General features: G+C 65.5%; 10 protein-coding genes and 1 pseudogene. All 11 read left to right on the top strand.

All coding sequences use genetic code 11. From position 1 onward, the window contains the following. Nucleotides 1-266 (top strand): annotated as a pseudogene (locus GJ693_RS16885) (hypothetical protein); the annotation flags it as partial. Between the two features lie 71 nt (nucleotides 267-337). After that, nucleotides 338-847, top strand: coding sequence for a type VI secretion system contractile sheath small subunit (gene tssB / locus GJ693_RS09695; RefSeq protein WP_156256109.1), 510 nt, complete (start codon nucleotides 338-340; stop codon nucleotides 845-847). Nucleotides 848-879: 32 nt separating this feature from the next. Continuing rightward, nucleotides 880-2,373: a type VI secretion system contractile sheath large subunit gene (gene tssC / locus GJ693_RS09690; RefSeq protein ID WP_156256108.1), complete on the top strand. Its 1,494-nt coding sequence runs from the start codon at nucleotides 880-882 to the stop codon at nucleotides 2,371-2,373. Nucleotides 2,374-2,418: 45 nt separating this feature from the next. Then, nucleotides 2,419-2,907, top strand: coding sequence for an Hcp family type VI secretion system effector (locus GJ693_RS09685; RefSeq protein WP_156256107.1), 489 nt, complete (start codon nucleotides 2,419-2,421; stop codon nucleotides 2,905-2,907). 112 nt (nucleotides 2,908-3,019) lie between these two features. Further along, nucleotides 3,020-3,799, top strand: coding sequence for a type VI secretion system accessory protein TagJ (locus tag GJ693_RS09680; RefSeq protein ID WP_197042086.1), 780 nt, complete (start codon nucleotides 3,020-3,022; stop codon nucleotides 3,797-3,799). A 13-nt stretch (nucleotides 3,800-3,812) separates the two neighbouring features. Then, complete coding sequence (locus GJ693_RS09675; protein WP_156256105.1) at nucleotides 3,813-4,322, top strand: type VI secretion system baseplate subunit TssE; 510 nt, start codon at nucleotides 3,813-3,815, stop codon at nucleotides 4,320-4,322. Then, nucleotides 4,319-6,232, top strand: a complete 1,914-nt coding sequence (gene tssF / locus GJ693_RS09670) for a type VI secretion system baseplate subunit TssF (RefSeq protein WP_156256104.1) — start codon at nucleotides 4,319-4,321, stop codon at nucleotides 6,230-6,232. Before GJ693_RS09675 ends, tssF begins: the two co-directional genes overlap by 4 nt. Further along, nucleotides 6,205-7,296, top strand: a complete 1,092-nt coding sequence (gene tssG / locus GJ693_RS09665; RefSeq protein ID WP_156256103.1) for a type VI secretion system baseplate subunit TssG — start codon at nucleotides 6,205-6,207, stop codon at nucleotides 7,294-7,296. The genes tssF and tssG overlap by 28 nt, the downstream gene beginning before the upstream one ends. Further along, complete coding sequence (tssH, locus tag GJ693_RS09660) at nucleotides 7,293-9,947, top strand: type VI secretion system ATPase TssH (RefSeq protein WP_156256102.1); 2,655 nt, start codon at nucleotides 7,293-7,295, stop codon at nucleotides 9,945-9,947. The genes tssG and tssH overlap by 4 nt, the downstream gene beginning before the upstream one ends. A 33-nt stretch (nucleotides 9,948-9,980) precedes the next feature. Then, a complete protein-coding gene (locus GJ693_RS09655) occupies nucleotides 9,981-10,409 on the top strand; it encodes a hypothetical protein (RefSeq protein ID WP_156256101.1) in 429 nt (142 codons plus the stop codon). 81 nt (nucleotides 10,410-10,490) lie between these two features. Continuing rightward, on the top strand, nucleotides 10,491-11,825 hold the full coding sequence (gene tssK / locus GJ693_RS09650; protein ID WP_197042085.1) for a type VI secretion system baseplate subunit TssK: 1,335 nt from the start codon (nucleotides 10,491-10,493) through the stop codon (nucleotides 11,823-11,825). Nucleotides 11,826-11,955: the final 130 nt, after the last annotated feature.

Below are 11,955 nucleotides of genomic sequence, written 5' to 3'. Positions count from 1 at the left end.
GTGATGGCGGCGCAGCGCCGGCGGCCGGCGCCAAGGCCGCGCCGCGCGCCTTCGGCTTTGACGTGCCGCGCAACCGCGGCGACGTACAGACGGCGCTGGAAGCCATCATCCGTTATTATTCCGAAAATGAGCCGACCAGCCCGGTGCCGCTGATGCTGCAGCGCGTGCGCCGTTGGGTCGATCTCGACTTCTATGCCCTGATCAAGGAGATTTCGCCGGATTCAACCTCCGACGCGCGTCGCCTCTTGGCAATCAAGGAGGACTGAAGCACACTCAGAAGGTTGGGCTTTTCGGCACCGATTCTTGGCAGACCGACTAAACGTAAGGGGAAACGACCATGGCTCAGGAAGGCCAGAAATTCATCAAGCGTAACCGCAGCCCGCGCGTTCACATCGAATACGAGGTGCAGACTTACGGGTCTGTCGAGAAGATCTCCCTGCCGTTTGTCATGGGGGTCATGTCTGACCTTTCTGGCAAATCAGAAAAGCCCAAGAAGGAAATGGCCGAACGCGATTTCGTCAACGTCGACATGGACAATTTTGGCGAGTTCCAGAAATCCATTGCACCGCGCGCCGCCTTCATGGTGGACAATACTCTGACCGGTGAAGGCAAGATCTCGGTTGATCTGACCTTCAACAAGATGGACGACTTCACCCCCGGCCGAGTCGCGGAGCAGGTGCCGGCCACCGCCAAGCTGCTCGAAGCCCGCCGCCAGCTGTCTGACCTGCTCGCCTACATGGACGGCAAGGACAAGGCGCAGGACGTGATCGACCAGCTGCTGAAGAACCCTGATCTGCTGGGCACGCTGGCGGCCGAATCCAAGGCCCGTTCCGGCGGCGACGCCTGATCTGAACGGCACGAACTCGAGGAGAATGGACGATGGCGAGTGATCCCAATGCCGTGCAGGGCGCGGGCGCAGCAGCGACCGAACTGACGACGGACGATTTTTCCAGCCTGCTGCAGAAGGAATTCAAGCCGCGCACCGACGAGGCCAAGAGCCGCGTTGAATCCGCGGTTCGCACGCTGGCCGAGCAGGCGCTTGCCGGCACCAACCTGGTGCCCGGTGACGTCATTGGCACGATCGAGAGCATGATCAGCTCGCTCGATCGCAAGCTGACCGAGCAGGTGAACCAGATCATCCACCATCCCGAGTTTCAGGCGCTGGAAAGCGCGTGGCGCGGGCTGAACTATCTGGTGATGAACAGCGAAACCGCCAGCGATCTGAAGATCAAGGTGATGAACGTCGGCAAGGACGAGCTGCGCCGCATGTTCTCTTCCTATCGCGGCGCCGCCTGGGATCAGTCGCCGCTGTTCAAGAAGGTCTATGAGGCCGAATTCGGCCAGCTTGGCGGCCATCCCTATGGCTGCCTGGTCGGTGACTATCAGTTCAGCCACATGCCCACCGATGTCGAGGTGATGGAAGGCATGGCCAAGGTGGCCAGCGCCGCCCACGCGCCGTTCATTTCGGGCACGTCGGCCGCACTGTTCGGCATGGAAAGCTGGCAGGATCTCGCCAAGCCGCGTGATCTGGGCAAGATTTTCGATACGCCGGAATATGCCGCCTGGCGCTCGCTGCGCGCCAAGGATGACAGCCGCTATATCGCGCTGACCATGCCGCGCGTGCTGGCCCGCCGCCCCTATGGCGCCGTGTCGGAACCTGTCGAGGAGTTCGCCTTCGAAGAGGATATCGGCGGCAACCACGACAATTATGCCTGGATGAACTCGGCCTATGCCATGGCCGTGCGCATCAATGCCGCGTTCAAGGAATTCGGCTGGTGCACCCGCATCCGCGGCGTGCAATCAGGCGGCACGGTGGAAGGCCTGCCGGTGGCGATGTTCCCCACCGAAGATGGCGACACCGCCGTGAAGTGCCCGACCGAAATCGCCATTTCGGACCGGCGCGAGGGTGAACTTTCGGCGGCGGGCCTGATCGGCCTCATCCACCGCAAGAACACCGACCAGGCCACCTTCATCGGGGCGCAGACGCTGCACCAGCCGAAGGAATATGCCGACAAGGGCGCCACCGCCAACGCGCGGCTGTCGGCCCGTCTGCCCTATCTGTTCACCAGCTGCCGCTTTGCGCATTATCTGAAGTGCATGGTGCGTGACTGGGTGGGCGGCACGCCGACGGCGACGCAGATGCAGAGCCGTCTGACCAGCTGGGTGTCGATGTATGTCGACAACATGCCGGATCTGTCCTCCGAACAGGACAAGGCCCGCAAGCCGTTGAAGGCGGCCGGGATCAAGATCGAGGAAGACGAGGAAAACCCTGGCTATTACCGCGCCCAGTTCGAATTCGTGCCGCATTTCCAGATGGAAGGCATGGATATCACGCTGGGCATGACCTCGGCCCTGCGCCAGGCTGGAAATTGACGACGTAACTGCTGACTGAAACCCGTTAGAGTAAGGAGAGTTCCAATGGCACTTGATATGTTCTTCAAAATCAATGGCGTCACCGGCGAGTCCAAGGACGCCGACGCCAGCAATGTCGGCACCATCGACGTGCTGGCCTGGTCGTGGGGCATGTCCCAGTCGGGCTCCTTCCACAGCGGCGGCGGCGGCGGCTCCGGCAAGGCCAATGTGCAGGATCTGTCCTTCACCAAGTGGATCGATGCGGCCTCGCCGCCACTGCAGCTGATGTGCCTGACCGGCAAGCACATCACGGAAGCCGTGCTCAGCGTCCGCAAGGCGGGGGACAAGCCCTATGTCTATCTGAAGATCACGCTCACCAAGCTGCTGGTCTCGTCGGTTTCCACCGGCGGTTCGGGCGGTGAAGATCGGCTGACGGAAAATGTCACGCTCAACTTTGCCAAGGCGAAGGTGGAGTATTTCAAGCAGGCCGACGATGGCTCGGTCAGCGCCGCTGGCGATTACACCTTCGACGTCGAGGCGAACGCCAAGTCCTGATGCAGCTGCGTGCGGGTAGCGGCCCTGGTCGCCGCCCGCACGTCCGCCGCGCCGGCCGGGCTGCGGATTGACCGGCGTGCCGCTTGCCCCCGGCCGCCGGATGGAGATGGATATGGACGCTCAGGCGCTGCTGCAAAGCGGTGATATCGCCGGCGCTCGCGCCGCGCTTGCGACCCAGCTGCGCATGGAGCCGGGCGATTCCAAAGCCCGGCAGTTTTTCTGGCAGCTGATCGCGCTGCATGGCGAATGGGAAAAGGCCGGCACGCAGTTGCAAGCGCTCTCCACCGCCGAACCCAAGGCCATGATGCTGGCCGGCGTTTACAACCAGGCGCTGGGCGCCATGATGGTGCGCGATGCGGTGTGGGCCGGCAAGGAACGGCCGCAATCGATCGTGGGCACCGAACCCTGGGTCGAAGGCCTGCTCGATGCGCTGCATGCCAGTGCGGTGCAGGCGCCGGATGCCGAAAGCCGCGCCATGGCGGCGCTAGAGGCGGCGCCGGCCAGTGCCGGCAGCCTGAATGGCGAGAGTTTTGCCTGGATCGGCGATGCTGATCCGCGCTTCGGCCCGATGCTGGAAGTGATCGTGGGCGATCAATATGGCTTCCTGCCCTTTGCCGCGGTCAAGCGCATCGTGGCCAAGGGCCCGGAGGATTTGCGCGATCTGATCTGGATGTCGGTCGATATCGAATTGCGCTCGGGCCAGACCTCGGCGGCGATGCTGCCGGTCACCTATCCCGGCACCGGCAGCAGCGGCCAAGCCGGCCTCATGCTGGCGCGCGCCACCGATTGGCGGGACCAGGGCGGGCTGGAAATCGGCCTGGGCCAGCATCTGCTGACCAGCGACGGACCGGAGGCTGGACTTCTGGAGCTGCGCCAGCTCGTGATGGAGTGAGAAGGGGGGCCAGATGCGCGACGAGCGGCCCCTGAAGCCATCGGTGCTGGACAAGCTGATTGCCCCGCTGGGCCGGGTCAAGGGCGATGGCACGCGCGATGTGCTGCCCTGCCATATCGCAGCGGTGGACAGCTTTGGCGAGCGTGACCTGAAGGCCGTGGTGATCCGCGACATCGCCTGGATCATCAACGACATCAACTTCGGGGCCGTGGTGCCGCTGGACGATTATCCGGAGATTGCCACGTCAGTGCTGAACCAGGGCGTGCCCGATCTGACCGCGCTGCGCGTCGCCAGTGCCAGCCTGGAAAGCCGCGCCCGCGATATAGCCACTGCCTTGCGTGCATTCGAACCGCGGCTGATCGCGTCGACCGTGAAAGTGCTGTTCGACACCAGCGAGATCGACAACGAGAACAAGGTGCGCTTCACCATTACCGGCGAACTGAAGGGCGCCATTGACGAGCGCCATGTCGAGTTGAAGACGGCAGTGGCGCTGGATTCCGGCGAAGTGGAGGTGAGCGCATGAGCGCCACCGATCCGCGCCTGCTCTCGGCCTACAACCGAGAACTCATGTATCTGCGCCGCCGCGCCGCCGAATTCGCCGAAGACAACCGCCAGGTGGCCGGCATGCTCGGCCTCGATGCGCCGACCGATCCGGATCCGCATGTCGAGCGGCTGATGGAGGGTGTCGCGTACCTCAACGCTCGCGTGCGGGTGAAGATGGAGGAGGAATTCCCCCGCTTCACCCAGGCGCTGCTGGAGGCGCTCTATCCACATTATTTGGCGCCGACACCGGCGATGGCGATCGTGGCGCTTCGCCCGCAGGATGGCGATGCGACGCCGCCAGGCGGGGTGCTGCACCCGCGCGGATCGACGCTGATGGCCAGCCTGTCAGGCGACATGACCCTGCCGGTGCAATTCACCACCGGGCAGGATGTGACCTTGTGGCCGTTTCGGGTGACGGCACTGGAGTATCTGCCGACCCGCGCCGCGGTCGCGGCGGCCTGTGGGGAGGCGCGCGGCGACGCCGGGGTGCGTTTTCGCATCGAGGCGACATCGGCGGCGCCGCTGTCGGCGCTGCCGATCGACCGTTTGCCGTTGTTCCTGGGCGGCAGCGGCGATGTGCCTGGCCTGCTTTATCAACAGCTGCTGGCCGACAATATGGGCGTGCGTCTGGTGGCGCCGGAACGCGGCCGCAAGCTGAGCTGGAACGAGCCGGCCGGCCCGGTGGCGCCGCTGGGCTTTGGCGCGGGCGAGGCCTTGCTGCCCGATGAGGAGCGCAGCTTTGGCGGCTATCGTCTGCTCGCCGAATATTTCGCCATGCCGCAGAAGTTCCGCTTCGTCTGCCTGACGGGGTTGCAGGCGGGCTTTGCCAAGGCGGATCGCGGCCTTGATGTGGTGATCCCGCTCAAGCGCGCGGTGACGCAACTGGCCGGCGCGCTGGCGGACGACAGCCTGGTGCCGTTCGTCACGCCGGCGATCAACCTGTTTGAAAAGCGGTTTGATCGCGTGCTGCTCGATCGCAAGCAGGCCGATCACATCGTGCTGCCGGACCGCACCGCGGCGCTGGATTACGAGGTCTACCGGCTGGACAGCGTTACCGGCTATGCCGCCGAGGACATGGTCGGCACGCCGGCGCTGCCGCTCTACGCCCGCCGTGTCGAGCGCGGGGCCAAGCCGCTCTATTATTCGCTGCGTCGCCGCCTGCGCCGGTTGACCGAGGCCGAGACCCGTCGCCGCCGTGAAGGCGATTATATCGGCACCGAAAGCTGGATCAGTCTTTCGTCGCCCGGTAACCCGGTGCTGGCGGCCGGCATCATCGAACTGGGCGTGCGCGGGCTGGTGACCAACCGGGCGCTACCGACGCGGCTGCGCCCCGGTGCAGCGCGACTCGATCTGACGATGATGGACATGAAAGCCATTGGTGGCATCGACTTGCTGATCGGTCCGACCCGGCCGCAGCCGCCGATGGGGCTGGCGGATTCAGGCTGGCGCATCGTTTCGCACCTGGCGCCGGGCCGCGATGGCTTCGTGCGACCCGATGGCTCGGCGGAGGCGCTGGCCGATCACCTGAGCCTCTATCTGCGCGATGAATCGCCGGTGATGCGGCGTGAGATCCAGGGCCTGGCGGGGCTGACGTCGAAGCTGGTGACGCGGCGGGCGTCGGGCAGCAGCCGTCTGGCCTTCCTGCGCGGCCAGCGGCTGACACTGGAGCTGGCGTGGAACAGCTATGAAGCCGGCACCGCTTATCTGTTCTCGACCGTGGTGTCGCGGTTCCTGGCGGATTTCGCCACGATCAACAGCTTCGCCGAGTGCGAGGTGAAGGCCGACAATGGCCTGAGCTGGGACTGGCGTGCTTGGGAAGCCGTGTCAGCCGAGACCGGCCAACCGGGTGACGGGGAGGGCGCATGGGCGGGCCGTCGACCGACGATCTGAGCCGGCTGTTTGCCGAGCTGGCCGCGGACCCGCAGCGCTGGGACGTGTTCGCCGCGCTGTCGGGCGTGGAAGCCGCGACGCCCGAACGGCCGCGCATCGGGGAGTCGCTGGAACCGGGCCAGGAAGTGGTGGACCTTGCCCATGTCGCCGATTTCAGCTTCCCGCGCACCACCGTGGCCGGTTGGAACACGGAGGGCCGGCGCCCCACGCTGCAGACCCAGCATCTGGGCCTGACTGGCCCGATGGGCCCGCTGCCCGGCCACCTGACCGAAATTGCCATGTATGAACGGGGTCGGCGCGGGCCCAAGCCGTTCAACCAGTTCCTCGATTTGCTCACCACGCGGCCGTTGCAGCAATTTTATCGCGCCTGGGCCAATGCCCACCCGGCGGCCAACGCGGCGCGGCCCGGCGATGATCTGTTTGCCGGCTATATCGGCGCCACCGCCGGCATCACCGAACTCGCCTTCCTGGTGCCCGGCACGCGCCCGCCGATGGCCGACAGCGGCCATTTCGACAGCTGGCGGCGGCTGCCATATGGCGGTCACCTCGCCTCGCTGCGCTCGCCCACCGCCATTTCGTCCCTGCTGTCGAACCTGCTCGGCCGGCGGGTGACGGTGCGCGAGGCGGTGGGCCGCTGGCGCGACGTGCCGGCTGATCAACGGACGCGGCTGGGCCGCAGCGATTCCACCCTGGGGGTTGGCGCCACGCTGGGCGGCCGTTTCTGGAGCGTGGAATATGATGTCGCCTTCGCCATTCGGGCGCGCAGCATGGCCGATCTCTATGACCTGCTGCCCGGCGGGCGCAGCCACCAGTTGCTGGCGGAAGCGGCGCGCGCCTCGCTGCCGCACCACATCAACTGGCGGGCGCATGTTTCGATTGCCGAACATCTGATTCAGCCAGCGAAACTGTCGGCCAAGGGGGATGCGCTGCCGACCCGGCTGGGCTGGACCAGCTGGATCGCGCCCAAGGGCCATGTTCGCACCCGCACCGATCTTACGATTCACGAACGAACCCACAACCAAGCAGGCCCGGCTGATGCCGACGCCATGGAGGATGCAGCATGACCGAAATCAGCCGGGCCGCCCTGTTCGGCCGCCTTGCGCCGAGCGCGCTCAAGGCCATCGAGACTGCGTTTGGCTTCTGCAAGCTGCGCGGCAATCCTTATGTCGAACTGGTGCACTGGCTGCACACGCTGAACGCTGATCCCAAGGGCGATCTGGCGATGATCCGCGCTCATTTCGGCCTGGATGAAGGCCAGTTGGGCCGCGACACGGTGGCCGCGCTCGACAAGCTGCCGCGCGGCGCGTCTTCGGTGTCGGATCTGTCGAACCATGTCGAGGAAGCGGTAGAGAAGGGTTGGCTCTATGCCAGCCTGATGTTCAACGCTGGCAAGGTGCGCGGCGGCCATCTGATCTTTGCCATGCTGAAAACGCCGAACCTGAAGAACGTGCTGACCGGCGTGTCGAACGAATATCGCAAGATCGATGCCGACAAGCTGGCCGCCAGCTTTGCCAGCATCACCGCCGCCAGCAGCGAGGCCAATGAGGCGGGCGGGCTGGCCACCACGGGCGGCGGCGGTGCCAGCGATGGCGAACCGGGGCTGGAACCGGCCCAGGAAGGCTCGGCACTGGCCAAGTTCAGCGTGGACCTGACTGCCAAGGCGCGCAGCGGCGAAATCGACAAGATCGTTGGCCGCGATGCCGAAATCCGCCAGGTCGTCGACATCCTGCTGCGCCGCCGCCAGAACAACCCGATCCTCACTGGTGAGGCCGGGGTCGGCAAGACGGCGGTGGTCGAGGGCTTTGCCCGCCGTATCGCTGATGGCGACGTGCCGCCAGTGCTGAAGAACGTGACGCTCCGGAGTCTCGATATCGGCCTGCTGCAGGCTGGCGCGTCGGTGAAGGGCGAATTTGAAAAGCGCCTGCGCCAGGTGATCGACGAGGTCGAGGCCGCCGCCAGCCCGGTGATCCTGTTCATCGATGAAGCCCACACGCTGATCGGCGCCGGCGGCTCGGCCGGCACTGGCGATGCCGCCAACCTGCTCAAGCCAGCGCTGGCCCGCGGCAAGCTGCGCACCATCGCGGCCACAACCTGGGCCGAATATCGCCAATATTTCGAGAAGGACCCGGCGCTCACCCGCCGGTTCCAGACCGTCAATGTGGGCGAGCCGGAGACCGACAAGGCGATTGCCATGCTGCGCTCCGTCGCCGATGCGATGGTCAAGCACCATCAGGTCAATGTGCTCGATGAAGCGCTGGAAGCCTCCGTGAAGCTGTCGCAGCGCTATATCCCGGCGCGCCAGCTGCCCGACAAGGCGGTGAGCCTGCTCGATACCGCCTGCGCCCGCGTCGCAGTGAGCCAGCACGCCACCCCGGCCCCGGTGGAAGACCGCCTGCGCCGGGTCGAACTGCTGGAAGTGGAGCGCGAAATCGCGGTGCGCGAAGCCGGCGCCGGCATGGCCAGCCCCAAGCGCATCGACGAGGTGGACGAGGCGCTGGTGGAGGCCCGGGCTGCGCTTGATGAGATCAACGCCAAGTGGGAGGCGGAAAAGGCCGCTGTTGGCGCCGTGATCGCCGCCCGCACCGCACGGGCCGAAGCCGCCGAGAAAGGCGAGGACACCGCCGAGCATGACGCCGCGCTGCAGGCCGCCATGGCCGAGGTCGAAACCGCCCAGGGCGATGCGCCGATGGTGTTTGCGCAGGTGGATGCCAATGCGGTGGCCAGCGTGGTCGGCGACTGGACCGGCGTGCCAGTGGGCCGCATGGTCAAGAACGAAATCGCTGGCGTGCTGACCATGGCCGACAGCCTGAAGAAGCGGGTGATTGGCCAGGATCATGCCATGGAGGCGATCACCAAGCGCATCCAGACCAGCCGCGCCAAGCTGGACAACCCGAACAAGCCGGTCGGCGTGTTCATGCTGTGCGGCCCGTCGGGTGTTGGCAAGACCGAGACGGCGCACGCGCTGGCCGAGCTGATGTATGCCGGCGATGACAGCATGATCATCATCAACATGAGCGAGTTCCAGGAAGCCCACACCGTCTCGACGCTGAAGGGCGCGCCGGCCGGCTATGTCGGCTATGGCCAGGGCGGCGTGCTCACCGAGGCGGTGCGGCGCCGGCCCTATTCGATCGTGCTGCTGGACGAGGTGGAAAAGGCCCACCCCGACGTGCACGAGATGTTCTTCCAGGTGTTCGACAAGGGCTACATGGACGACAGCGAAGGCCGCTACATCGATTTCAAGAACACGCTGATCCTGCTGACCTCGAACGTCGGCACCGACATGATCATGGACCTGACCGCCGACCCGGAAACGGCGCCGGACGTGGAGACACTGGCCAAGCAGCTGCGCCCGGAACTGCTGAAGGTGTTCCCGCCGGCGCTGCTCGGCCGCTTGATCGTGCTGCCCTATTTCCCGCTCAGCCCGGAAATGTTGGGCGGCATCGTGCGGCTGCAGCTGGGCCGCATCGTCAAGCGCATCAAGGAGAACCACAAGATCGCCATGACCTACGACCAGTCGGTGGTGGATCATATCGTGTCGCGCTGCACCGAAATCGCCAGCGGCGGCCGCATGATCGACAATATCCTGACCAACGACATGCTGCCGACACTCTCCACCGAACTGCTCGGCCGGATGGCCGATGGGGTGACCGTGGAGCGCATCGAAGTGACCGCGCCGGACGACAAGCTGCATTATGACTTCGTGGCGGCGGCCTGAGCCGCTTCGCCGCGACCCTGGGGGGAGGGACGCATGGGCAAGGATCTCTATCCGGATCTGTATTTCACCAAGGAACAGATCCTGCTGAGCGAGGAGGAGACGGTGCTGGTCGCCAACGACCTGTTCAGCCGGGCGCCACCGGTGAGCGCGATCACCTTGCGGGATCGCGCCTTCATCCAGCGCTGCCTGCTGATCGCCGTCGATGCCAGCGAGAAGGCCGGGATGCTGTTCGATCTGTACAGTTCGGCGGTGTCTTCGGTGCCAAAGCAATCGGTGAAGGCGCTGGTGAAGAGCTTTGCCAAGAAGGTCGCCAAGCGCTGGTTCAAGGCCTATCTTGATGACACGCCGAAATATTCCGCCGCTGGGCGGGCTGGCCTGCAATATTCGCAATATGCCACCGACTGGCGATCGCGGGTGTCGATGGAGGATGACAGTTTCCTCGACAATTATGTGATCGGCTGATGGTGCTGCGCGACCTTGCATTTGGGCCGGGAGCGGGCCAACCATCGACACCGGCAAAACGGCCGGCGGGGGGTGAGTGACGTGACCAATCCAGTCTGGTCTGAAGGGCTGTTCCTGCGGCCGCAGCATTTGCAGTTGGCCGGCGACGGGGCCAGCGCGGCGCTCAACGCGCGCCTGTCTGGCGCGCTGGCACATCCCTGGGGGATCGTCGAGCTGACGCTGGATGAAGACCTGGCGTCCGGCGCGCAGGTTGGCGTCAAGCGGCTGGTCGCGGTGATGCCCGATGGCGAAGTGATCGCTGTGCCCGGTGACCTGCCGCCGCCGCCGCCGTTTGATGTGAACGACCAGGTGCGCGGCGAGATCGTCTATCTCACGCTGCCAGCCCGGCAGGACGGCGCCGTGCTGTTCACAAGGCCTGACAGTGCCGAGGCCAATGTCACCCGCTATCTGATTGCCGAGCGCGACATCGTTGATTCCGCCGACCCCGATCGCAATGTCGAGCGGGTGGAGGTGGCGCTGCCCAATCTGCACTTTGGCATCGAGGAGGCCGATCTGGCCGGCCGTACCAAGATCGGCATCGCCCGCATCCGCGAACGCACAGGCCGCAAGATCGTGTGGGACGAAAATTACATCCCGCCCGTGCTCGACATTCGTGCCTCGCCGACCCTGGCCGGCTTCCTGATCGACATCCTCGGCCGGCTGGAACAGCGGCAGGACGAACTGTCGATGCGCGCCGTCGAAGGCGCCGATGGCGGCAGCGAGACGTTTGCGGCCTATCTGCTGCTGCAACTGCTCAACCGCTGGCAGCCGGAACTGAAGCATCTGCAGCGACTGGACCGCGTGCACCCGGAACGTCTGTTCACTTGCTTCGTCGCTTTTGCCGGCGAACTCGCCACCTTCACCCGTGCCGATCGCCGCCCTGGCGATTTCCCGACCTATGACCATGAAGACCTGGAGATGTGCTTCAAGCCGGTGGTCGATGCGCTGCGGGCGGGTCTCTCGACCGAGTTCAGCCGCTCGGCGGTGCAGCTGGAACTGAAGCTGCTGCAGCCCGGCGCCTATGTCTCGACGATCACCGATCGCGGGCTGTACGATCAGGGTCGCTTCTACCTGGCCGTGTCCACCCGCCGGCCGGCAGAGGATGTGCGGCGCTCGCTGCCGTCGGTGACCAAGATCGGCGCGGTCAACAAGATGCAGCAGCTGGTGCAGGCCGCACTGCCGGGCGTCCCGCTGTCGGCGGTCGCCGCGCCGCCGTCGCAGATCCGCGCCATGGCCGGCTATGTCTATTTCGAACTGGACCGCAGCCACCCTGACTGGAAGGATTTCGCCACCGCCCCGGCGCTGGGCCTCTACATCGCCGGCGACTGGCCTGATCTGAACATGGAATTGTGGTGCGTGAGGAGGACCCAGCGATGAGCGGTGAGAAGACCGTTTTCCGTCCCTCGCCGCTGGCCGCGGCCCAAGGCGGAACCCAGGGCGCGGCACCGCCACCACCACCACCGCCGCCGTCTGGTGGTGGCGGCGGCGGCCCCGCTGGGGGTGGCCA

Source organism: Sandarakinorhabdus oryzae (assembly GCF_009733735.1).
In the GTDB taxonomy this organism is placed as follows: Bacteria; Pseudomonadota; Alphaproteobacteria; order Sphingomonadales; family Sphingomonadaceae; genus Sandarakinorhabdus; species Sandarakinorhabdus oryzae.
This window is presented reverse-complemented; position numbering and strand designations above follow the sequence as displayed.